This window comes from Yersinia sp. 2542 StPb PI (assembly GCF_048593855.1).
GTDB lineage: Bacteria > Pseudomonadota > Gammaproteobacteria > Enterobacterales > Enterobacteriaceae > Yersinia > Yersinia enterocolitica_E.
This window is the reverse complement of sequence record NZ_JAZGQA010000063.1, coordinates 1-23,093: the sequence shown is the minus strand read 5'-3', so window position 1 is coordinate 23,093 and position 23,093 is coordinate 1. Positions and strand designations below refer to the sequence as shown.

The window sequence follows — 23,093 nt, the reverse complement described above, 5'->3', positions numbered from 1 at the left end:
ATAGCAAAGTAAATCATTTAAATTATGAGGAATAATAATGCTCAGGGAACAGACTAAGAATAACGTCAGAGCTGTAGATATTAATAATAGTATTGACATTAATAAATCAAAGGCGATTAATCTATTAGCGATAACCAGCAGAAACAAATGGCAAAATAAAGATAAGAATGGAGTAAGTATTATCACTTATTCATTTAGCCAACAAATACCAATAGGTTACCATTATTATAAATCAGTTGAGGGTGCTCCGGCCGATCCCCTTAATGAAGCCCAAATTCACCAGGTAAGAACGGCTATGCTCGCCATTGCTGATGTGGCGAATATTAAATTTAGTGAGGCTAAAGATGATGTTATAGCTAACATCCCCATTGCCAATGTGTCACTTGAGGGGGCAATTGGCGGTTATGCCTATTCCCCAAATTCTAGTAGCCTCAGTCCAATATTTATTAATGCGAAGATAGACGAGAATCTAGCCCCCACACCATCAAACTATGGTGGTCGGGTGTTTATGCATGAACTCGGCCATGCACTCGGCTTGGAACATACTCATGACACTGTAGGCTTAACACAACAAACCAGCGTAATGAGCTATTTATCTGAGTTCAACTCAGGAGCAATCTACGGGGGTAACTTTGCATCAACACCGCAACTCTATGATATTTTAGCACTTCAATACCTTTACGGTGCCAATAGCCGTAGCCGAACCGGTGATACGACTTATGGTTTCAATTCCAATAGTAATAGGGATTACTTTACTGCAACCCACGCTAGCGACAAGTTGATATTCTGCGTGTGGGATGCCGGTGGTACCGATACGTTTGATTTCTCAGGTTATCATCAAGACCAAAGAATCACGCTGACTAAGCGTGGTTTCTCTGATATTGGCGGCTTGAGAGGCAATGTCTCAATTGCAGATAAAGTCGTGATTGAAAATGCCATCGCCGGTAGCGGTGATGATGAAATCAACGGTAACCGATCAAATAACACCCTGAAAGGAGGGGGTGGTGATGACAAATTAAGGGGCCGGGTGGGAAATGATAGGCTATTCGGGGGCCGTGGCAATGACCGGCTATTCGGCGGGCGCGGCGCTGACCGGATGAAAGGGGGAGAGGGGTGTGATATTTTCCAATACCGTAATAGCAGAGATTCCACCAAGAAATATACCGATACCATCATCGACTTTACATCTGGTGAAGATAAAATTGATTTATCATTCATTATGGCTGGCCATAATAATAATATTGTTATGGTCAATCAATTCAGCGCGAATGGTCAAACAGAATTAATGCAGAAATATGATGATGTCGCTAATATTACCTATCTGATGATTGATTTCGATCCAAAAATAAGCAAAGTCGATATGATGATAAGATTTATCGGCAAACATCAATTCACTCACAATGATTTTATTTTCAGCCCACAGCTTATTTCATAACGCTTTATACCCTAAATAATTCGAGTTGCAGGAAGGCGGCAATTGAGTGACAACTTGGTTGTAAACCATGTTGAACAGCGCTTGCGCTGGCCCGTCGGGTGAGCCTCATTAGAGGCTCATAATCCCCAAGCAATATACCCAAAGTCATTGGCGTTACCGCCACAGGGCCAACTGACACTGTAATAGCATCAAGGAAGTGGCATATAGAGGTCAAAACGATGACTTTTAGTGGTTACAGCCGCTGACGCAGCTATTCCTGCCAACGGTTCGGCATAATCTGGCCGCTTCACCACCACCCGTTTGGTAGCTAACGCGCGGGCCGGTGCCAATAAACCATCGGCATCTTCATCCGCACCCACCAGCGATTGGAACACCCGCATCTCCTTTTTAACCAGCGCACTTTTCTGCCGGTGCGGGTACATCGGATCGAGATAAACCACTTCTGGCCGGGGTTCAATATCTGCCAGTGCTATCAGGCTGGAGGCGTGCAACAGCGTCAACCGTTCGCGCAGCCACGGACCAATCTCAGCATCCTGATAACCGCGACACAAACCATCATCAAGCAATGCTGCCACCACTGGATTGCGCTCCAGCATTTGCACCTGGCAACCCAGCGCCGCCAAAACAAACGCATCCCGCCCTAAGCCTGCGGTAGCATCGACCACGCGGGGAAGATAACCCTTTTTGACACCGACAGCTTTGGCTACCGCTTCCCCTCGCCCACCACCGAACTTGCGGCGGTGCGCCAACGTACCGGAGACAAAATCGACATAAATGCCACCGAGCTTCGGCTCATCCCTCTTGCGCAATTCAAGGCGCTCAGGTGTCAACACCAGCGCCATAATGGCCTGCTCGTCAGACACCAAACCCCAACGCTCAGCCAAAATAGACAAGGCGCCGGGGGCGGCGCCTGCTTCAGACAATAAACAGATACTGACTTGTGACACGTTCTAGCCCTTAATACCGTAATGGCGCAGCATAGCATCCAACTGCGGTTCACGGCCACGGAAGCGCTTGAACAGCGTCATCGGCTCTTCAGAGCCACCGCGGGACAGAATATTATCGAGGAAGGACTGCCCGGTGGCAGCATTGAAAATCCCCTCTTCTTCGAAACGCGAGAATGCATCTGCCGAGAGCACTTCTGCCCACAAATAGCTGTAGTAACCCGCTGCATAGCCACCGGCAAAGATATGGCTAAAAGCATGTGGGAAGCGGCCCCATGTCGGTGACGGTACCACTGCCACCTGCTTTTTCACTTCATACAGGATCGGCAGGATCTGTGCACCGGTCAGTGGATCGAACTCATAATGCATGCGGAAATCGAACAGGCCGAACTCTAATTGACGCAGAATAAATAGCGCCGCCTGATAGTTTTTGGCCGCCAGCAGTTTATCCAGCATCTCTTGCGGTAATGGCTCGTGCGTCTGGTAATGGCCGGAAATAAACGCTAGCGCCTGTGGCTCCCAGCACCAGTTTTCCATAAACTGGCTCGGCAATTCGACCGCATCCCAAGGGACACCATTGATGCCCGAGACGCCGGCAGTATCAATTTTGGTCAGCATGTGATGCAGGCCATGGCCGAATTCATGGAACAAGGTGGTGACTTCGTTATGGGTGAACAGCGCCGGTTTACCGCCGACTGGCCCGTTAAAGTTACAGGTCAGATAAGCCACCGGCTTTTGCAATTGACCGTTCGCCAGACGCAGGCTACCGACGCAATCATCCATCCAGGCACCGCCACGTTTGTGCTCACGGGCATACAAGTCAAGATAGAAGCTGCCGCGCAGTTCACCGCTGGCATCAAAGAGTTCGAAGAAACGCACATCTGGATGCCAGGTATCCACATCTCGGCGCTCTTTGGCGCTAATACCGTAAATACGTTTAACGACTTCGAATAACCCTTCCACCACCCGCTGTTCCGGGAAGTAAGGTCGCAATTGCTCGTCACTGATGGAGAACAGATGCTGCTTCTGTTTCTCTGAATAATAGGTGATATCCCAGGCAGCCAACTCATTGACGCCGTAGTGTTTTTCAGCAAAAGCACGTAATTGTGCCAGCTCTTCTTCAGCCTGCGGACGGGCGCGTTTCGCCAAATCGTTCAGGAAACCAAGCACCTGTTGCGGGCTTTCTGCCATTTTGGTCGCCAGCGATTTATCGGCATAGCTGCCAAAACCTAACAGTTGTGCCAATTCATGGCGCAATGTCAGAATTTCCGCCATGATTTCACTGTTATCCCACTTACCGGCATTTGGCCCCTGATCAGAGGCACGGGTAGCAAAGGCGCGATACATCTCTTCGCGCAATTTAGCGTTATCAGCATAGGTCAGAACCGGCAGATAACTTGGCATATCCAGTGTCAGCAACCAACCATCCTGCTCTTTGGCTTCAGCCATAGCTTTAGCCGCAGCCAGGGCACTTTCTGGCAAGCCTTGCAATTGGTTAACATCAGTAATTAACTTGCTCCAGCCCATGGTGGCATCAAGCACGTTATTGCTGTAAGTGGAGCCTAACTCAGACAAGCGGGCGACAATTTCGCCATAACGTTTCTGCTGATCGGGTTGCAAACCGATACCGGATAACTGGAAATCGCGCAGTGCATTCTCTACTGCTTTGCGCTGTGGGGCTGTCAATGCATCAAACCCCGGGCCTTCTTTCAGACTGACATAGGCCTGATACAAACCTTTATGTTGACCCACCCAAGTACCGTATTCCGACAGCAATGGCAGGCTTTGTTCATATGCAGTGCGCAGTTCCGGGCTATTTTTGACCGAATTTAAATGCCCGACCGGCGACCAGATACGCGATAAGCGATCGTCAGACTCAGCCAATGGCTGACACAGGTTATCCCAGGTGAAAGGTCCTGGCTGGGCAACTACCCGCTCCACCGCTTGACGACATTCATCCAGTGCGGATTTCACCGCAGGCACGATATCTTCGGGGCGAATCGCAGAAAATGGCGGCAGGGAGAACGGGGTCAACAGCGGATTTGTCATAGGGCAGTCCTGATTATAGTTTTGGATATCAATGATTCTTTTGAATATCAATGATCGTTTTCAATACCGCCGCGATGGTGAATACAACGACGACTTATAAATTATCTATGTATGATTAACATGAGGTCTATCAACATGAAAATCAATGGCTGGCGGCCTGACGACTATTGATTACCCACCTATTTTGGCAATCAAGCTCGCACTGCGGGTGTAGCAAAAACCTCAACCAGCTTAAATTGCTCAAAGACCAATAGCATCTCAGGGGAGAAATCACCCTCCCGTTCAAAGAAGGCCCGATGCCCGGTCTGCCAATAAGCCAAGCTTTTATCTCCCTCCCCCTCTTTGGCCGCCATTTCTGCGGTGACATCACAATAGCGGACCAGCGTTAAGCTCATGGTTCTAATGACGCAAACCGGTGTGCCTCGGCCATCGAGAATGACATTGTAATCACCAACACTGGGCGAAGCTTCTGATTTATAAGCACGATAGGAGCAACAAGTCGCTGTTTTAGCGCCGTTGATGACCAATTGCGCCAATTCATCTGCCATCTCAGAACTGTCGCCAAAGGACCAGAGCAAAGCGTCTGGGTAGTGCTCAGCAATTATCTTGTTAGTCATTATTATATCCATTGAGGTCAGATCAGGTATTCATCACAAATTAATGCAATTCAGTTTTTATCCACCAGACAGTTTATACTAGTTGCCATAATGTGCTGGCTGCGGTTTCTCACCCGGGTGTTTGTCGCATCCACAGATAAAAAGCACTGCCACAATCTACAGCATATATTCTCGCTAAATCCTTGATTTAAATTAGAATATCAATTGGTTAAAATAAAATGTTAAGTTATCGCCATAGTTTTCACGCCGGCAACCATGCCGACGTTCTTAAACATACCGTTCAAAGTCTGATTATTGAGTCTTTGAAGGAAAAAGAAAAACCGTTCCTTTATTTGGATACCCACGCCGGTGCCGGTCGCTACCAGTTAAGCGGTGAGCATGCCGAGCGCACGGGTGAATACCTTGATGGTATCGGCCTACTGTGGCAACGAGATGATTTACCTGCTGATTTAGCGCCATATATGAGTGCTATCAATTACTTTAACCGTAGTGAAAAACTGCGTTACTACCCCGGTTCACCATTAATCGCCCGCCATTTATTGCGTGAAGATGACAAAATTCATCTGACTGAACTGCACCCAAGCGACTACCCGTTGCTGCGCAATGAGTTTGCTAAAGATGAGCGAGCTAAAGTTCAACGTGCCGATGGTTATCAACAACTTAAATCACAATTGCCCCCATCATCACGCCGGGGTTTTGTTCTGATTGATCCGCCGTATGAAATGAAAACGGATTATCAGGATGTGGTGAAAGGTATTCAGGAAGGCTATAAACGCTTTGCAACGGGTACCTATGCATTATGGTATCCAGTGGTTTTACGTCAGCAAATCAAACGTATGTTACGGGATCTGGAAGCCACCGGCATCCGCCGTATCTTGCAAATTGAGCTGGCAGTGCGCCCGGACAGTGACCAACATGGTATGACCGCATCTGGCATGATTGTGATTAACCCGCCGTGGAAGCTAGAACAACAGATGAATACCTTGTTGCCGTGGCTGCACAACGTGCTGGTGCCATCGGGTCATGGTCATACCCTGGTGAAGTGGGTAGTGCCAGAATAAACACAGCCTAAATCAATTGGTCACGCGAATCAGAGCCATTGACGCAACCTTTGCGACAAAACTCGGGTAAGCGTTAAACTGTTAGGCAAATTTTAAACAACGTGGGAACGATTCTGATGACCAAACATTACGACTATCTGGCAATTGGCGGTGGCAGTGGTGGGATCGCGTCGATCAACCGGGCAGCCATGTACGGCAAAAAGTGTGCGCTGATCGAAGCTAAACAACTTGGTGGCACCTGCGTCAACGTTGGTTGTGTGCCGAAAAAAGTAATGTGGCATGCCGCGCAAATTGCAGAAGCGATTCATTTGTATGGCCCAGATTACGGTTTCGATACCACGGTGAACCATTTCGATTGGAAAAAGCTGATCGCTAACCGTACTGCTTACATCGATCGTATCCATCAGTCTTATGAACGTGGTTTAGGCAATAACAAAGTAGATGTTATTCATGGTTTCGCGCGTTTTGTTGATGCGCATACTGTGGAAGTGAACGGTGAAAAAATCACTGCTGATCACATCCTGATCGCCACCGGTGGCCGCCCAAGTCACCCGAATATCCCTGGCGCAGAATACGGGATTAACTCCGATGGCTTCTTCGAATTAGACGAGATGCCAAAGCGAGTTGCCGTAGTAGGTGCAGGTTATATCGCGGTAGAAATCGCCGGGGTGCTCAATGGGTTAGGCACAGAAACCCATCTGTTTGTGCGCAAACATGCACCATTGCGTACTTTTGATCCGCTGATTGTTGAAACTCTGCTTGAAGTGATGAACACCGAAGGGCCAACACTGCATACCGACGCGGTACCAAAAGCGGTGATTAAAAACGCCGATGGTAGCCTAACGCTACAACTGGAAAATGGCACTGAAGTCACCGTTGACCACCTGATTTGGGCCATTGGCCGTGAACCGTCAACTGACAACCTCAATCTGTCTGCCAGCGGTGTCAAAACCAATGACAAAGGCTATATCGAAGTTGATAAGTTCCAAAACACTAACGTCAAAGGTATCTACGCCGTCGGGGACAACACCGGTGCGGTTGAACTGACCCCTGTAGCCGTGGCTGCGGGTCGCCGTTTGTCTGAACGCTTGTTCAATAACAAGCCGGATGAGCATCTGGATTACAGTAATATCCCAACCGTGGTATTCAGCCATCCGCCAATCGGTACTATTGGCCTGACTGAGCCGCAAGCACGCGAGAAGTTTGGCGACGATCAGGTGAAAGTATACAAATCTTCATTCACTGCAATGTACAGCGCAGTGACTCAGCACCGCCAGCCATGCCGGATGAAATTAGTCTGCGTAGGGGTGGAAGAGAAGATTGTTGGTATCCATGGTATCGGTTTCGGTATGGATGAAATCTTGCAAGGGTTTGCTGTCGCCGTGAAAATGGGCGCGACCAAGAAAGATTTCGACAACACCGTCGCTATCCACCCGACCGCCGCAGAAGAGTTTGTAACCATGCGTTAAGGTTTGGTAAAAGACCAGAAAGGCTATGGACCGCAGGGTTGATAGCCTTTTTTATTGTTTTAAATTCTATCTTCACGAATATTTCTTACTTTCTCCCGGGTGATCCCTTAGTAATTTCCAGCCAAAATTCATGCCCGCAGCAGCCAATAGGATGGCGGTTGCTCCAGCTATTTGCACGATACTCAAGCGGTGATCGAATACCAACCAGTCGACAATAATCGCCACAACCGGATAAATAAAAGATAACGTACCAACCAAACTGGTCGGGATTTTCTGAATCGCGCCGTACAACAGTGCGGACATTAGCCCAGTGTGAACCACGCCGATAATGAACAGTAATCCCCATGTGCTGCCTGATAGCGGTAAATCAGACCAACACACAAAGGGTGCCAGCAAAATAGCGCCGACCAACAACTGAATCAGTACAATCAGATGTGGTGGCAAGCCTTTTAGCCGCTTGATAATCGCGGCCGTTACCGCATACATGAATGCCGCCCCCAGCGCCATAATGATGCCGAAGAGGTAGTCAGAACCGGAGGTGATGGCCCCCGGTTGCCCGATAATGATAAACAGCATCCCGCCAAAAGCGACCAGCAACCAACAGAGCGCATTTACTGTTAATTTCTCACCAAAAAACAGCACCCCCAGCCCAACCAGCATAAAGGGTTGAGTATGGTAGGTAACGGTTGCCACCGAAATGGAGGCATAAGAGTAAGCGCCAAACAGTAGAACCCAGTTCAATACCAGCGTAATACCACCGATAACTGCAATCACGATATGCTGTCGCGTGAGCACACCGCGTTTGAGTAAACCCAGCATGGCACAAGCGATAAACATGGCGAATGCACCAAATACACAACGCCAGAACACAACTGTTACCGCAGGTTGCCCTGATGCGATAACCGGCCAGCCCACAGTACCGGAAATAAGCATAGCTGCGACCATTTCCATTGCCCCGCGAGCTTTCATTTTTATCATTCTCTCTCCGTAATCGCTGCCAGGATGCTTTTGTATTTGAGTGCTTGGCACTCAACAGACAATACATTAAAATGAACAAGTGACTATTATGGTGAACGACAATCAACCGTTCGTCAAGATGAACAAATGAATGATATGGTGAACAATGACTCACTTTATGCCCGATAACTCAGACCAAGCAGCAACCCCGATTGGCTTGCTTTCTGCCTCTATTCGCCGGGAACGTGAGAAGTTAGGACTGACGGTAACGGAATTAGCAAAGCGTGCAGGTATCGCGAAATCGACGTTATCGCAATTGGAAGGCGGAGCGGGTAATCCCAGTTTGGAAACACTGTGGTCGTTAGCCATGGCACTGGATGTCCCGGTCAGTCGGCTTATCGCCCAGCCGTGCTTGCATGTTCAGGTGATCAGGGCCAATGAAGGGATTACTGCGGTTTCTGAACAGGCGAACTACACCGCGACGTTGCTGGCTGCCTGCCCCACAGGGGTACAGCGGGATATCTATCGGATTAATGTTCAACCCGGTGAACTCAGGCGCTCCCGAGCACATATGCCCGGTACCATTGAACATGTGATTATCAGTTCAGGAAAAGCCAGAATCGGCCCAGTTGACCAAGCAGTTGAGTTAAACGCAGGAGACTACATTAGCTATTCTGCTGATGTGGAACATATTTTTGAAGCACTGGCCGTGGATACCACTGCGGTGATGATGATTGAGCACACATAAGCTATCGAGATATCCGTGGTCATACAGAATTCCGACCGACACCCCAGCATAACTGTTGGTTAGGTTGTGATAGACGTCGACTCTGCTATTATCAACAGGCTGCTGCCATTTTGTATCATATTTTGTAGAATAATCATCTGCATAAGGCATGGATTAAGGCCACTGAGGAGAATTATGCCGAACGCACCGAAAGACAACTCAGCCCCACTGGCGGCGGGGATTGAAACCGGCAAAAAAGCCATTTCCTATATGACCCGGCTGAGTAACCACATCAAAGCTTACCCAGTGGTTGCCCATATTATCCGTGCCACCGATCGCTTTAATGACCGGATGGGCAGCCAGTTTGGTGCAGCTATTACGTATTTTTCTTTTTTGTCACTGATCCCTATTTTGATGGTTTCTTTCGCCGCAGTCGGTTTTGTCCTGGCGTCTAATCCTGACTTATTAGCTGAATTAATTAATAAAATTGTCAATACCATCAGTGATCCAACACTGGCCGCTACACTTAAAAACACGGTAAATACCGCAATCCAGCAGCGCACCACCGTCGGCTTGACTGGCTTAGCGATTGCGCTGTATTCCGGTATCAGTTGGATGGGGAACTTACGCGAGGCGATTCGTGCTCAATCACGAGATGTGTGGGAGCGTAATCCACAGGATCAGGAAAAGTTCTACTACCGTTATGCCCGCGATTTTATCTCGCTGACTGGGTTGGTTATCGCACTGATTATCACCCTGTCACTGACGTCAATTGCCGGTGCTGCACAATCTGCCATTGTTGATGCATTAGGATTGGGGGGGATTGATTGGTTACGGCCCGTTATGACGCTGATTGCGCTGTCGATCTCTATTACGGCTAACTATTTGTTATTTTTATGGATATTCTGGATTCTGCCGCGCCATAAACCTAAGAAAAAAGCGTTACTGCGCGGTACCCTGATTGCCGCTATCGGCTTTGAGATAATTAAGTTTGTCATGACGATGATGCTACCACGCCTTGCCAGTTCGCCGTCCGGGGCGGCTTTTGGCTCCGTTATTGGTTTAATGGCGTTTTTCTACTTTTTTGCCCGGCTAACGTTATTTTGTGCCGCCTGGATAGCCACAGCCCACTACGCTGAGGATGAAACCTTACCGCAAGGCGGGGGAAACAAGGCCACCCAATAAGCCCAACCAGATAGGGTCAATACCCCATTAATGATAAATAAGCATTATGGGGTTTGCTCACCTCGCTGACTTATCACTACACTGGCCGCCGTTATCAAAAACAGAGGGCAATCCGTGTCGCGTTATATAAAAAAACCGTGGTTTTTACTGATACTACTGGCAGTTGTGCTGCTGGCCGCGGTGTATAAATTGCGTTTTAGCAATGCGGATGCACTGTGGAAAATCGTCAGCCAGCAATGTGTTCCCCATATGGTCGCAGAACATAACCCACAACCTTGTGTCGCGGCTGATATACCGGCGGGTTTTGTGGTGTATAAAGCGAACATTGGATCATTGCAGTATTTACTGATGCCGACTGCCAAAATCAGCGGCATGGAAAGCCCACAGTTGTTAACCAGCAGCAGCCCAAACTACTTCTTTGATGCCTGGCAAGCCCGTCACTTTATGGCCGATAAATATGGCGCACCAATTAATGATGCTGATATCTCGCTAACCATTAATTCAAGATACGGGCGTAGTCAGGACCATTTACATATCCATATTTCTTGCCTGAAACCACAGGTAAAAGCGGCGCTGGCAGCGCAAGAGGCAAACTTCCGTCAGCAGTGGCAGTCCCTGCCAGGTGGTCTGTTAGGTCATGACTATCTGGTACGGCGCACAACGGCTGCTGAATTGCAGCAATCAGGTGCATTCCGCCTGTTAGCTGATGAGGTGGCTGGGGCGAAAGATAGTATGGGCCGCTATGGTTTAGCCATGACCGCATTGCCTGATGGGGAATTTTTACTACTGGCAAGTCAGGCGAGTCTGACGAAACTGCACCGCGCATCAGTGGAAGAATTGCAAGATCACGCTTGTAATTTTCTATCACCACCGCCGCTGGTCTCTCCGTAGCGTTAAAACGGCTGGGCAGTTAGCTACTCGCTCTCACCGCCCAGCCGCTACCCTGTTCAAATTGATTGATTTACCGGCTCCCATTAGCCTGGCGATAGATCTTTTATTGCTCTATTTCTTTTGCTTCATTTTTTGCAGGAAAGGGGTGCACTGGTTTTCATCAGCCTCACTGGGCGAAATCAGTGCCAGTAAGGCCGCAGCAGGTGTGAGTGCGACACCCAATACAGCAGCAATGGCGCCACGGGCGATCAACGGCCCCGCTTTCACTCCAGCATCAGGCTGTTTAAATGTTCCTTTCACATACAGCGGAGAGCGTAGGGTCAGAATACGCAGCCCTTTGCTTTCTGGATTGATCGATAAGTCCAACCGCTCAGTAGCAAAGTTGATATTACCGGTAATGTTGATAATGGCATTCTCGGTATCAATAACAAACAGGCGCGGTGTTGCCAATCCATTGCGCAACTGCACATCGGCCACTGCGCAGTTAATTTTCACTTCATCATCACCAAACAGCTTCGCCACCAGATAGTTACCCACATTCAGCCCCAACAACTCCATCAGGCTACGGCTGATTAGCCCCTGATTCAGTAGCAAGCGCAGGTTACCATTACTGGTTGCCAGCAACGCAGCCACTGAGTTACCGGTAGCGGTAAATGATGCATCGCCATTCAACTGCCCCAGACTGTTGCGCATCGCCTGTACCTGTGGCAATAGCTCTTTCAATTGCAGGCGGCGGGCATGCAAATCAACCTTGCCGGTCATCGGATCTTTGTTGCCATTCAGCCGCAAAGTGGCATTAAGGTTACCGCCCGCCATGCCAAAACGCAGTGGATCGAGTCGTAGCTCACCGTCATTTAGTACCACGTGGGTAGACAGATTATTCAAAGGTAATGATTTATCCCGTTCGATACGCTTAGCCGCATACGTGACATCTGCATCCATCACTCCCCAACTTTTGGTATCAAACTTATCTGTTGGCAATACCTTATTTGCAGGCTGCCGGTTTCGCTCACCACGATTGGCCTTTTCCTGATTGGAGTCAGCACCAATCAAGGGGGCTAAATCAGTAAAACGTAATTTTTCTGATGACATTTTGCCCGTTAATTTCGGCCGTGGCTGGCTGGCGGTATAGGTCAGGCTGCCGTGAATATCACTGTCACCGATTTTACCGTTAAAGTTTTCATAGCGATAAACTGCGCCACCAGTTTGCTTTAGGCTGGCAATTAAGTGGCCATCGGTATTGTAAGGCGGGGTCGCGGGCAGCAATACACCGATAAGGGGATAGAGGTTGTCCAGACTGGCACCGGAAAATTTCAATTGCAGATCTAATCCCGCCAGATTGCCAGGGTCGGTTAAGGTACCGGCTACCACCACACGGGTAGAGCCAGAACGCACATCAGCCTGCAACGGGAATGGTACGCTCGCATCACTCATCGACAGCATGCCGCCTATTTTTCCGCTGCCGGTGAGTGGCTGGCTCTGATACTTGCCGTCAATTTTCCAGCCGAAAACATAATCTGGCGTATGGCTCTGCGCCTTATCCGTGACCTGTTTATCCTTTGTCTCATTACGAGTACCGGTCACCTCAGCAAACGGCAATGGCTTACCCAATGGGTCGATCACGGCGTGCAACTCAGCTTTCAGAATGGCATCACTGAGGGTTATTTCACCGCGATCAAACACAATATCGTTAATATTCACTGACCAAGATGAAGAAGGTGCCTCACCCTGCGTAGGGCTATTGGCCAGATTGAAGGTCCAGTTATTCTTACCGTTAGCCAGACGAAGCAGCTTGGCATTCGGTTGTGTTAGCCAGATACGAGGGATCCACACTTTCTGTGCCAATAAAGCCAACGGCGCAATACTGGCATCAACCCGTTTTAACGTGACCATTTCCCCAGCCGGAAAATCTGTGGCTAGCGTGTTAGTTTTATTATCTGTTTTATCACTGACTAAATCTGACGGGTTGCCCAACACCAAATCTTCAGCATGGATATGTGGCCATGGTACCCAACCGCGCCAACCCGGCTCATCCCCTTTACGTGACCAATCCACCCCCAAGTTGCCACGGATAGCAAACGGCCGCTGCAACTCAGCAGAGACTTTTTCATTGATGGTTGGCTTCAAACGGTTCCAGTCAAAGGTCATCACGAAAATCACCGTCGCCGCCAGTAGCAGCACGATAAGCCCACCAACACCTGTCAGCACTTTTCCGGTTTTTGTCATAACAGCTCCATGCCCGTACTCATAATAGATAAAGCTAAATCCGACACCAGGCGCGTATTTAATGGACGTCAGTTCACGGTAATTTAATCGAAAAATCAGCCATAAAAATAGTTAACTGATTAATAGTGCGGATTCAGAAGACTACACTAACCATAGTCGATGATGGTTTAGAATCCATTATTTGGGCAGTTGAATCCGGTGATGCGCAGAGGCAACACGGCAGGGAAGTGCTTTTTCTCAGAGAAGGTTAGCCACAAAACAACATAGGCAGCGTCTGTAATCTATCAAATGAAGTTGGCCGGGACAGATAATAACCCTGTGCGGCAGCGGCATCAGAGCGTTGCACCATGGCCCACTCCTGCGAGGTCTCAACCCCTTCAACTATAACCCCTTTGCAGTAGCGCCCCATTAAGGTGACCAAGGTGAAGAACAGTTGGTTTCCAACCTCACTTTCTTGCAACACAATAAATAAATCTCTGGCGACTTTGATGTACTCATAGCGCCAACTGATAAATGAAGTGAAATTGGCCAGCCCGCTGCCAAAATCATCCAACCAGAGTCGGTCAGCTTCAGCAATACGCGCAAAAGGAGTATCAAGGGAGGTATCAACGTGCTCGAGTAATTCAAAGCGAATATAGGGCATAGCATCGATCAGCAATTTGGCTTGCAGATCATCTTGCATCGCCATCAATGCCTGTCCATCAATGTTGATCGAAACCAGTACCGAGTGATGAACAAATATGGCGTGCCACTGCTTAATCATATTCAACTGCTCCAGTACCACATCCAAACGAGCGCGGATACTAATAGCACTGAAGTAATCCTCTGGATTTAAACGTGTATCCGGGGATGAAGGATGAAAAACAGCCGTGAGCAGTTCAATCGCCAGCAACGCACCAGATGTGCGATAGATAGGTTGAAAAGTGTACCGACGCTGACATTGCCGCCAGAAGCTCTGTCCTTTATTTCGATCAATAGCGGCAAAGGATGGCGCAAGTAAACCTGATACTTTATTGGTCATCATCAGTTTAGTCGCCATGTTGCAAGACACCGTACAGTAATGGCAGCGTATATCGCGGCCAGCCTGATTGCATCCTGTGGTAAACGGTTTTCTTTCTGGAGATGTTATCGACTCGAACGACCAGAACTTTATATAGCGGCATGACAGATTATCGCTCCCAAGCAGGCTGGCACGGTACATTAAAGCCATCTACAGTAGTTAACTCAATAATGCCATTAATGTTAATGGAGGTCTGTATGCCTTATGTAAATATTAAAATTACTCGCGAAGGAGCGACGGCGGAGCAGAAAAAACAGCTAATCGCCGGAGTCACCCAACTATTAGTCGATACCTTAGGTAAAAACCCCGCGACTACGGTCGTCGTGATTGATGAAGTGGACACTGATAACTGGGGTATTGGTGGTCAAAGCGTCACCGAACTGCGGAAATCACCATAATTCTGTTCTGAGTGGCGGGAAACTTGTCAGTTTCCCGACCTACATCATAAAAAATTTAAAACGTCGTTTTAATACTATTGACTCCGACTAAGCCAGCAGTGAGACTATAGTCAAAGTCATTGGCGTTGTAGCACGGCTGCAAACAACGCTACAACGTCAAGTTAGCCGGGGATAACCCAATATCATTCCCATCACTGACTCATCATTCAGAAATAGGCCGCTTTCCATGACCAGCAAAAATATTGCCGTTATCGGCGAATGCATGATTGAACTGTCACAAAAAGGTACCGATCTTAGCCGGGGTTTTGGCGGTGATACGCTGAACACAGCGGTGTATGTTGCCCGTCAGGTATCAAAGCAGGCTTTGAATGTACATTACGTGACCGCATTGGGGACTGATAACTTCAGTGAAGAGATGCTGGCTGCCTGGCAGCAAGAACAAATCCACACTGATCTTATTCAGCGTATGGATAATAAGTTGCCGGGTCTGTACTTCATCGAAACCGACAACACCGGTGAGCGAACCTTCTATTACTGGCGCAATGATGCCGCAGCCCGTTTCTGGTTGACCAGTCCGGCAGCCGATGAAATCTGCCAGCGGCTGGAAAAATTTGATTATCTGTACCTCAGTGGGATCAGTTTAGCCATTCTGGACAACGCATCGCGCCAGCGTCTGCTGCAATTGCTGCGCGCCTGTCGTGCCAACGGCGGCAAAGTTATCTTTGATAACAACTACCGCCCACGCCTGTGGCAGAGCAAGCAAGAGACTCAGGAAGCCTACCGTGACATGTTAGCCTGTACGGATATCGCGTTCCTGACACTGGATGATGAAGATATGCTGTGGGGCGAGAAGCCACTGGAACAGGTGATTGCAAGCACTCAGGCTTTGGGCGTGAGCGAGATTATCATCAAGCGTGGTGCGGACTCGTGTATCGTCTGGGTAAAAGACGGTTTTGAAGCCCATCAATATGATGTTCCCGCGGTCAAACTGCCGAAAGAGAAAGTGGTGGATACCACCGCTGCCGGGGATTCCTTCAGTGCGGGCTATCTGGCGGTTCGCTTAACGGGCGGTAGCGCCCACGACGCAGCAGTACGTGGCCATTTAACAGCCAGCACGGTGATTCAATATCGTGGTGCTATCATTCCACTGGCGGCAATGCCAGCAGTTTGATACTCGCCAACAGGTTCAGGCGGCCGGTGACTGACGTCGCTACGGTCCGCCTCTGCTGCTTCATATCGTCATGAATTCATTTCATTAACGACAAGCCCGGCACATACCGCCCGGGCTTTTTTGATTACTGCGCAGTGGTCGGTGTTGGTGGTGCTGCTTCCGCTGCCGCTACTGTTGGCGTGGCATCCTCTGGCACCACCGTATGGGGTGTCATAATTGCGTTATACGCCGCCTGTAATGCCTTCACATTCACTTCTGGCTCGCCTTTCGGTTGCGTCAGAATCAACGTGGTATCTTGCGATAACTGCTGTTTCAATTCCTGATTAAGCTCAGCCAGCGTCAAACCCGACAAGAATGCCTGGCGCAACTTCTGGTACTGTTCCGGGGCGATATCAACTACGCCACTTTGCTGTGAACGCAAACGTTGGCTCATCAAAATGTCGGTATCAGTGCGGGCATAGGTTGCAAACAACTTACTTAGCTGATCATTTTTCTGCACCATCAACGCATCAAACTCAGCCTGACTCAGGCCATTAGCGCGCAAGCTAGCCAGTTCACGGGCGACAAAACTCATCCCTGGCGTCAGGTTTTCAGCCGGCGTATTCAAGTGGATAGCACATTGCGCACGCTGATATTGCACCCGGCAATCAAAGCCCAGTTTCAGGTTCTTCTGATCACTTTTATCCAACACTTGCTGGATATGCCAGAACAGCGCCTCGCGCGCCAAATCACTGCGCCAGTAGCGGCTCAATGCGATGGAATCCTGAATAGGATGCCATGGGGTATCCCACATCAGCGATAGCGTATCTTGTGCCGCTTGTTCATTAATAAGGCTTACCGGCTCTGGCGGCAATGGCGCTAACATCGCAATCGGTGCAGGTGTCGCGCGTTTCCCTTTCAGCTCAGAGAACGTTTTGCCAATTTGGGCGGCAATGCTGCGGCTATCCACGTTTCCGACCACGTACAACGTCATCGCATCCGGGGTGTACCACTGTTCATAAAACTGTTTTAGCTTTTCGACATCGACCGGCTTCGCCACAGGTTGACCCGGATCATGCCCAATCAAAGAAGAACCTTTAAGCCGATAACGCCACCAAGGTTCCTGAATATTTTGCGGGAAAGTGGCAATAGGATCGGTGGCACCATTCAGTGCTGCATTAACGGTTTGTTCATTTACAGCCAGCTTGCCACTGGTATCAGATAACCAGGCCAGCGCTTCCTTCATCAGGTCGGGGCGGTTATTGGGCAAACTTAAGCTGTATAACGTGAAATCATAAGATGTAATGGCCGGTGGCAACGGGCGCTCGTTATCGACCCCTTGTTGCCACAGCGACTGAAGTTGGGCGGGAGTAAAACTCGCGCTACTCATTAATGCCAGGCGTGGTAGCAGATGGGCAAAGCCAACTTGCTGTGCGCTTTCAGATAATGAGCCAGTATTAACAACCAGACGTAACTCGATCCGATCGCTTGGGCGTTGCGGCGTAGCCAGCAACTGCCATGAGAACCCGTTTTCTAACTTCCCCTGCTGCCAGGCAGGATCGGGTTGTAGTGCTTCAGCCTGCACATTACTGCTGGCGGCAGCCAACAATAATCCACCAACTATGAGACGAATTCTGGTGCCCTGCATGTGAACCCCTACTTAATAAACTATCCAATTTTAAAACGATACAAATTTACACCAGCCAGTCGTGTTTTCACCCGAACAGCCCATGTTTAACTTGTCAGCGCCATCGATATGGCAGCCATAAAGACATGCATAAACCAATCCAGCTTTAATAACCCCAGTCCAGCCATCACAAACTGATCGCTCTGCCGTCATTATTAGGCGAAAAATCAACGGTCAACGCCACCGTGAAAACCGGAGGTGGCAGTGTACCATTCTGTTAGACCGCATGCTTTTGCCGATGTCACTCAACAGAGTAAAAAATAGTAGCTAAAGGGTATTTAACACCAGAAAATGGATCGCGGGGCATTATTTTCGCGATTATAGTGCAGAGGTGCTACCGGTGACAGCAAGCCACCGGTAGTGATTTGGTCGTATTAATCGACGGAATCTTGGTTATATCTTGCGCACTTGGTGCTACGAATTCGCACTTGATGCTACGAAGAAGAAAGACCGTTTTTTATCTCACTGTTAGGTGGTGTTTTGTTTGATAACACCGCCTGCAACTGGTCGTTATCCAGTTGTTTACACCATTTGGCAACCACAATAGTTGCCACACCGTTACCTATCAGGTTAGTCAGGGCGCGAGCTTCGGACATAAAGCGATCGATACCCAGAATCAGCGCCAACCCGGCCAGTGGTAAATGCCCAACCGCAGAGATGGTCGCCGCCAACACAATAAAGCCACTGCCTGTCACACCGGCCGCACCTTTTGAGGAGAGCAGCAGTACTACCAGTAATGTGACCTGATGAATAACATCCATATGGGTGTTGGTCGCCTGCGCAATAAACACTGCCGCCATGGTCAGGTAGATAGAGGTGCCGTCCAAATTAAAGGAGTAACCGGTCGGGATAACCAACCCCACCACCGATTTCTTACACCCTGCTTTCTCCATCTTATCGAGCATGCGCGGGAGCACGGACTCAGAAGATGACGTCCCCAATACGATCAGCAGTTCTTCTCTTATATAGCGGATAAATTTGAAGATGTTAAAGCCATTGAATCTCGCAATCGACCCCAGCACCACCACCACAAACAGAATACAGGTCGCGTAGAAGCAAATAATCAACTGCCCCAGTTGCACCAAGCTGCCGACACCATACTTACCAATAGTAAAGGCCATCGCACCGAAAGCACCAATCGGCGCCAGGCGCATAATCATATTGATGATACCGAAGATAACGCGGGAGAAACTCTCGATAACATTAAAGATGAGCTGACCTTTTTCACCCAAACGGTGCAGGGCAAAACCGAACAGAACAGCAAACATCAATACTTGCAGAATATTACCGCTGGCAAACGCGCCTACCACACTGCCTGGGATGATATCCAGCAAGAATGGCACAATCCCTTGTTGCGAGGCTTGTTCGGCATAAAGTGCAACTGCTTTGGCATCCAAAGTTGCCGGGTCGATATTCATACCGGCACCGGGTTGCACCACGTTCACAATCACCAGCCCAATCAATAGCGCAATGGTGCTGACAATCTCAAAATAGAGCAGTGCAATCGCACCGGTACGGCCAACGGCCTTCATACTTTCCATGCCCGCGATACCGGTAACCACGGTACAGAAAATCACGGGTGCGATAATCATTTTAATTAGTTTAACAAATCCATCACCCAGAGGTTTCATCTGAGCGCCAAGGTCAGGGTAAAAGTGCCCTAACAATACGCCCAAGGTAATCGCCGTTAACACCTGAAAATAAAGACTTTTAAATATTGAAACTTTCATGACTATGTCCTTTTGGGTAAATACACGGCAGCCTGTCGCTTAACTCTTTGTGATGATTGAGTGACACTTCTTTTTTATCCGTGCTTGCGCGGAAAATAACACCCTCATAACAATATGGAAATTATTAGTTGCACTGGATTGCACCCTTAACACGAAATTAAGAACTGAAACGCTTCAAGCGGGAGCAACAACGGAAAAACAGACAGATCAACCAGACAATTAACCAAAATGATTAGTCCGCAGAAGGGGTAGAAATGAGATAAATAATCGGGATGGTGTGTCGGGGAAAAGAAGGTTTTTGAACGACGTGAACAGCCGATGTATTGCAGCAATAGCCCCCTTTAAGGATGATTAGTCAAGGGGGCGAGTTAGCCATTTCCAGTAAGCTTATTTAATTGCCCGGGTGGGCACGGTGGCAGCACTGTTAATGGCGACTTCGTTAATGGCACTCCACTTATTGATATCTGTGCCAAAAGTGTCCAGCTTGATATATTTGGCTGTCACCGGTGCAAAAGTCAGCTTCTCACCGTTTTTGTCCGCCGTAGAGGTTTCCAGCCCTTGCGCAAGCGGCTGCCAACTCTTCCCATCACTGGAATGGGCGATGGAGAACTTCAGTTTGCGTTCGGTGGGTTTAAATGGAACCACGAGAATATTTTCAATGGATTGCGCTTTATCCAATTCCAGTTGAATCCAGCTATCTCCTGATGCTGCCCATCGCGTTTTTACATCGCCGTCGGCAATATTCGCCGGAACATGGCCTTTCTCACTGTCATAACCCGATGCAGTGACAGCAACAATCTGCGCGGCATAACCCGATGCGCAGAACAACGAACCTAACACCAGAGTGGCTAAAACCTGTTTTTTCATCAACCTATCCTTTTTATCACGACACAGGAACCCGAGAGGAAAGCGCCGGGACAAGCAACCCTGGGAAGCCACTGCCCGGCACTTTACCAACAGCGGCCCCAGCACGGGCCGCTGTCGGGACTATTTACGGCCGTTCGGTTGCAGCTTCTCACCCACATTGAGCAAGAACAGTTCATTATCACGGGTTGAGATCCGGGCTGAACCGTCGTCCATTCGGTAAGCACCTTCAGTAAAACCAGCACCATTCAGGAAAGGGGCTACTGCCTGTGGTTTATTGCGTAGTGAAGCCTCTAGCGCCAATAAAGCGTAAGGCTCAATGGCATCTATATCAGCATATTGACGATCCGGTGAAGCCATAAAGAAACCATCGATATAGCGGGTTTTAACGATGTTATCGCCGATTTTCTCTGCTAATAAACGATACTCCGCCACCTGACTGGCATGGTAGAGATCCAACAAAGCAAACAATGCGTAAGGATCGCTGTTGGTAGTATCCAACTTGATCTTCACCTCTTTACCCGGTGCGGTACCGAGATCACCCAGCCCCTGATCGTTTGCAATACCGCGAGCCACTTTCCACAACAGTGGATCATTATCAATGGCATAAGCACGGGCATATGAAATCAGGAATTCGTTGCCCGCTTTGTACGGCTTGAGTACGGTGCCTTTTTTGCCGTAATAGCCATCACGCGGCAGTGTATAATTGGATAAGTCCTGCCCATCAGCAATCATTGGGCGGAAGGTGTTGTCCTTATCGTTATAAGCATATTGCGCGAATGCTTTTAGGCCATCCACGGTCCATTTCAATAAATCCGGCCCTTGATTGCCCAGATCTTTACCCAGTTGCAGTTGCATCAGCGCATTTTCAGAATAAAGCGTGCTGGTGCGCCCTTTGAGCATCATGTTGCCTTCCAATGCTGCCGGGCCAAACTCTGGACCAAACTGACGCTGGGCGCGGTCACCGAACTTGGAGTGGGTATCTGCGTCATCTGTTGGCTCTTCCCGTTTAAGAGCTTGGGTAAACTGATAAACACCAAGACCGGTTTTCGCATCACGTGGCAATACATACTGCGAGGCCAAACGCTTAGCCCACACTAATGCCTCTGGCTCCTGCTGATGTTTATAAAGCAGAGAAGCGGAATAAATCAGATCATTACCTGCATTGAGGAAGCTAAGCCCTTTGGTTGCAAAGAAGGGGGGCTGTTGCTCGAATTTACTTTCCCACAATTTCCCCATTGGTTTGCCATATTCGCCGTGGCGGCTGGTTTCGAGAATACGCCAGTCATAAACATGGGCGTTCCAGAAACCACGAATGAACCGGGCAGTGGCATCACTATCAACACTGAACATCAGGTCATAGTAGGGATAGGCATTTTTCAGTTCATGCACCATCTCTTTTTCACTCGGCCCTTCTGGTTGCAGCGTTTTCAAATCGACAAAGCGATGGCCGCCCCAATAGAGTAAGCCGCTCGGGTCCTGATAATTTTGGAAATGATAACGAACGATATCTTCAGCGCGTTTTTGGTAACGGGCGTCCTGGGTAAGCTGGCTCAGGCCGCTCATGACACGCATCAGATTTTGTTGTGCGGAGAAGTTTGATAACACAGCCCGACGGCCATCGGGGAATATCCATTCCATTTGTTGGCCAGTACGGGGGTCAACACCATCCGCCAATAACGGGCTGGGCTTATCACCGTGGTAAGTATCTGAAGCTTTGCTTAACACGTTATCGACATACTGTTTCACGACAGTGAGACGATCGGTATCCGCTGCCTGTCCGGCGGGTATATACAGCGTTGCCAGCGCTGCCATACTCAAGAATAACGCTCTTTTTTTCATTACTTGCTACCTGTCAAAAATCGTTATGTGAGGTGTGACCCCCTGAGGTCAGAATCTGATTATTTCAATAATGGATCAGAAGCTGTATTTCACCCCAACGCGATAACGGGTTTGACGTTCGTTGGTATTTTTGCTGCCAGCAACGTTACCAACTGCCATATAAGGAGACCAGTTTTTATCCCACTTGTAAGTCAATTTAAAATCGTGGCTCCAATCGTAGTTCTCGTTATTTGCCAGTATAACCCCAGCTTTATTGGCTTGTTTGTAGTCCAGCTCATAGTCTAATTGGTAATCTTTAAAGAATTTATAGCTAACCACGCTCGTCAGATTATAGCCATTTTCAGATGTATCTTTTGGCGTATTAATATTGGCGCTGGTGCGTTTGTAATAAGGACGATAACGGAAGGAAACAGAGAGATCGTCAACGATATTAGCCTTACCACGCAGGTAAGGACGATAACTATTGGCTGTGGAGCTTGAATCTAATGAGAAACCTGGTTCAATAGAAAATGTATTATCAATTTTGTATACATAGCTGGCAACGACTTCAGTACCATTGCTGACTGTTTCATTAAATGCTTTATCTTTGTCCTGAGCCCCTTTCCACTTGCCTTCCAGTGACAAACCGAAGCCATTTGCAAAGCGATGTGACATTAATAAACGATCTTTGTGGGTGTTACCACTTTGATCTTGCATTTCATGACGATAGTCAATAGTTACCGCCATTGCGCTAGTGCTGATAAGTGATGCCATTGCCAGAGATAGTAATTTAAATTTCATTCCAATTTCCCTTATTTTAAT

Annotated in this window: 19 protein-coding genes; 8 read left to right on the top strand and 11 right to left on the bottom strand. The window is 48.5% G+C overall.

Annotated features, from left to right (window positions below; genetic code table 11):
* Positions 1–37 precede the first annotated feature (37 nt).
* A complete protein-coding gene (locus V1952_RS10130; protein WP_420074698.1) occupies positions 38–1,435 on the top strand; it encodes a M10 family metallopeptidase C-terminal domain-containing protein in 1,398 nt (465 codons plus the stop codon).
* A gap of 188 nt (positions 1,436–1,623) precedes the next feature.
* Here V1952_RS10130 and rsmJ read toward each other — a convergent pair whose 3' ends face one another.
* The 3 genes from rsmJ to V1952_RS10115 all read right to left on the bottom strand — a co-directional run bounded on the left by rsmJ (position 1,624) and on the right by V1952_RS10115 (position 5,045).
* A complete protein-coding gene (gene rsmJ / locus V1952_RS10125; protein ID WP_372560275.1) occupies positions 1,624–2,382 on the bottom strand; it encodes a 16S rRNA (guanine(1516)-N(2))-methyltransferase RsmJ in 759 nt (252 codons plus the stop codon).
* Between the two features lie 3 nt (positions 2,383–2,385).
* Positions 2,386–4,428, bottom strand: coding sequence for an oligopeptidase A (gene prlC, locus V1952_RS10120; RefSeq protein ID WP_372560274.1), 2,043 nt, complete (start codon positions 4,426–4,428; stop codon positions 2,386–2,388).
* Positions 4,429–4,619: 191 nt separating this feature from the next.
* Positions 4,620–5,045, bottom strand: a complete 426-nt coding sequence (locus tag V1952_RS10115) for an ASCH domain-containing protein (protein WP_372560273.1) — start codon at positions 5,043–5,045, stop codon at positions 4,620–4,622.
* A 218-nt stretch (positions 5,046–5,263) separates the two neighbouring features.
* Here V1952_RS10115 and V1952_RS10110 point away from each other — a divergent pair, with 218 nt between their 5' ends.
* Together V1952_RS10110 and gorA are read left to right on the top strand one after the other, a co-directional pair.
* Positions 5,264–6,106, top strand: coding sequence for a 23S rRNA (adenine(2030)-N(6))-methyltransferase RlmJ (locus tag V1952_RS10110; protein ID WP_372560272.1), 843 nt, complete (start codon positions 5,264–5,266; stop codon positions 6,104–6,106).
* Between the two features lie 116 nt (positions 6,107–6,222).
* A complete protein-coding gene (gorA, locus tag V1952_RS10105) occupies positions 6,223–7,575 on the top strand; it encodes a glutathione-disulfide reductase (protein ID WP_372560271.1) in 1,353 nt (450 codons plus the stop codon).
* Between the two features lie 72 nt (positions 7,576–7,647).
* On the opposite strand, the gene V1952_RS10100 is transcribed toward gorA, so the two are convergent.
* Positions 7,648–8,550, bottom strand: a complete 903-nt coding sequence (locus tag V1952_RS10100; RefSeq protein ID WP_372560685.1) for a DMT family transporter — start codon at positions 8,548–8,550, stop codon at positions 7,648–7,650.
* Between the two features lie 160 nt (positions 8,551–8,710).
* On the opposite strand from V1952_RS10100, the gene V1952_RS10095 reads away from it, so the two are divergent.
* The 3 genes from V1952_RS10095 to V1952_RS10085 all read left to right on the top strand — a co-directional run bounded on the left by V1952_RS10095 (position 8,711) and on the right by V1952_RS10085 (position 11,335).
* The gene (locus V1952_RS10095; RefSeq protein WP_420074697.1) at positions 8,711–9,280 is read left to right on the top strand and encodes a helix-turn-helix domain-containing protein; all 570 of its coding nucleotides are present in this window, start codon (positions 8,711–8,713) and stop codon (positions 9,278–9,280) included.
* Between the two features lie 174 nt (positions 9,281–9,454).
* Positions 9,455–10,444, top strand: coding sequence for an inner membrane protein YhjD (gene yhjD / locus V1952_RS10090; RefSeq protein ID WP_420071507.1), 990 nt, complete (start codon positions 9,455–9,457; stop codon positions 10,442–10,444).
* A gap of 114 nt (positions 10,445–10,558) precedes the next feature.
* On the top strand, positions 10,559–11,335 hold the full coding sequence (locus V1952_RS10085) for a CDP-diacylglycerol diphosphatase (RefSeq protein ID WP_420074696.1): 777 nt from the start codon (positions 10,559–10,561) through the stop codon (positions 11,333–11,335).
* A 111-nt stretch (positions 11,336–11,446) separates the two neighbouring features.
* Here the strand turns inward: V1952_RS10085 and V1952_RS10080 are convergent, their stop codons facing one another.
* Positions 11,447–13,561, bottom strand: a complete 2,115-nt coding sequence (locus V1952_RS10080) for an AsmA family protein (RefSeq protein WP_420071505.1) — start codon at positions 13,559–13,561, stop codon at positions 11,447–11,449.
* Positions 13,562–13,808: 247 nt separating this feature from the next.
* Positions 13,809–14,600 (bottom strand): cyclic-guanylate-specific phosphodiesterase, encoded by a 792-nt coding sequence (pdeH, locus tag V1952_RS10075; protein ID WP_193784750.1) that lies wholly within the window; start codon positions 14,598–14,600, stop codon positions 13,809–13,811.
* 218 nt (positions 14,601–14,818) lie between these two features.
* Between pdeH and V1952_RS10070 the strand changes: the two genes are divergently transcribed.
* Together V1952_RS10070 and V1952_RS10065 are read left to right on the top strand one after the other, a co-directional pair.
* A complete protein-coding gene (locus tag V1952_RS10070) occupies positions 14,819–15,019 on the top strand; it encodes a 2-hydroxymuconate tautomerase family protein (protein WP_420071504.1) in 201 nt (66 codons plus the stop codon).
* Positions 15,020–15,245: 226 nt separating this feature from the next.
* Positions 15,246–16,190 carry a sugar kinase gene (locus V1952_RS10065; protein ID WP_372560266.1) on the top strand — a complete coding sequence of 315 codons (945 nt, stop codon included), beginning with the start codon at positions 15,246–15,248 and terminating at the stop codon, positions 16,188–16,190.
* 124 nt (positions 16,191–16,314) lie between these two features.
* Here the strand turns inward: V1952_RS10065 and V1952_RS10060 are convergent, their stop codons facing one another.
* The 5 genes from V1952_RS10060 to V1952_RS10040 all read right to left on the bottom strand — a co-directional run bounded on the left by V1952_RS10060 (position 16,315) and on the right by V1952_RS10040 (position 23,072).
* The gene (locus V1952_RS10060) at positions 16,315–17,817 is read right to left on the bottom strand and encodes a M16 family metallopeptidase (RefSeq protein WP_372560265.1); all 1,503 of its coding nucleotides are present in this window, start codon (positions 17,815–17,817) and stop codon (positions 16,315–16,317) included.
* A gap of 473 nt (positions 17,818–18,290) precedes the next feature.
* Complete coding sequence (locus V1952_RS10055) at positions 18,291–19,586, bottom strand: dicarboxylate/amino acid:cation symporter (RefSeq protein ID WP_372560264.1); 1,296 nt, start codon at positions 19,584–19,586, stop codon at positions 18,291–18,293.
* A gap of 387 nt (positions 19,587–19,973) precedes the next feature.
* The gene (locus tag V1952_RS10050; RefSeq protein WP_420074695.1) at positions 19,974–20,453 is read right to left on the bottom strand and encodes a discoidin domain-containing protein; all 480 of its coding nucleotides are present in this window, start codon (positions 20,451–20,453) and stop codon (positions 19,974–19,976) included.
* A gap of 120 nt (positions 20,454–20,573) precedes the next feature.
* Entirely contained in the window at positions 20,574–22,292 is a 1,719-nt protein-coding gene (locus tag V1952_RS10045) for a pectate lyase (RefSeq protein WP_372560262.1), read from the bottom strand.
* A 75-nt stretch (positions 22,293–22,367) separates the two neighbouring features.
* Entirely contained in the window at positions 22,368–23,072 is a 705-nt protein-coding gene (locus V1952_RS10040) for an oligogalacturonate-specific porin KdgM family protein (RefSeq protein WP_083161368.1), read from the bottom strand.
* Positions 23,073–23,093: the final 21 nt, after the last annotated feature.

Coding starts and splice junctions, on each gene's coding strand:
- V1952_RS10130 (WP_420074698.1), top strand. CDS start 38: ATGCTCAGGGAACAGACTAAGAATAACGTCAGAGCTGTAGATATTAAT.
- prlC (WP_372560274.1), bottom strand. CDS start 4,428: ATGACAAATCCGCTGTTGACCCCGTTCTCCCTGCCGCCATTTTCTGCG.
- V1952_RS10115 (WP_372560273.1), bottom strand. CDS start 5,045: ATGACTAACAAGATAATTGCTGAGCACTACCCAGACGCTTTGCTCTGG.
- V1952_RS10110 (WP_372560272.1), top strand. CDS start 5,264: ATGTTAAGTTATCGCCATAGTTTTCACGCCGGCAACCATGCCGACGTT.
- gorA (WP_372560271.1), top strand. CDS start 6,223: ATGACCAAACATTACGACTATCTGGCAATTGGCGGTGGCAGTGGTGGG.
- V1952_RS10095 (WP_420074697.1), top strand. CDS start 8,711: ATGCCCGATAACTCAGACCAAGCAGCAACCCCGATTGGCTTGCTTTCT.
- yhjD (WP_420071507.1), top strand. CDS start 9,455: ATGCCGAACGCACCGAAAGACAACTCAGCCCCACTGGCGGCGGGGATT.
- V1952_RS10080 (WP_420071505.1), bottom strand. CDS start 13,561: ATGACAAAAACCGGAAAAGTGCTGACAGGTGTTGGTGGGCTTATCGTG.
- pdeH (WP_193784750.1), bottom strand. CDS start 14,600: ATGGCGACTAAACTGATGATGACCAATAAAGTATCAGGTTTACTTGCG.
- V1952_RS10070 (WP_420071504.1), top strand. CDS start 14,819: ATGCCTTATGTAAATATTAAAATTACTCGCGAAGGAGCGACGGCGGAG.
- V1952_RS10065 (WP_372560266.1), top strand. CDS start 15,246: ATGACCAGCAAAAATATTGCCGTTATCGGCGAATGCATGATTGAACTG.
- V1952_RS10060 (WP_372560265.1), bottom strand. CDS start 17,817: ATGCAGGGCACCAGAATTCGTCTCATAGTTGGTGGATTATTGTTGGCT.
- V1952_RS10055 (WP_372560264.1), bottom strand. CDS start 19,586: ATGAAAGTTTCAATATTTAAAAGTCTTTATTTTCAGGTGTTAACGGCG.
- V1952_RS10050 (WP_420074695.1), bottom strand. CDS start 20,453: ATGAAAAAACAGGTTTTAGCCACTCTGGTGTTAGGTTCGTTGTTCTGC.
- V1952_RS10045 (WP_372560262.1), bottom strand. CDS start 22,292: ATGAAAAAAAGAGCGTTATTCTTGAGTATGGCAGCGCTGGCAACGCTG.
- V1952_RS10040 (WP_083161368.1), bottom strand. CDS start 23,072: ATGAAATTTAAATTACTATCTCTGGCAATGGCATCACTTATCAGCACT.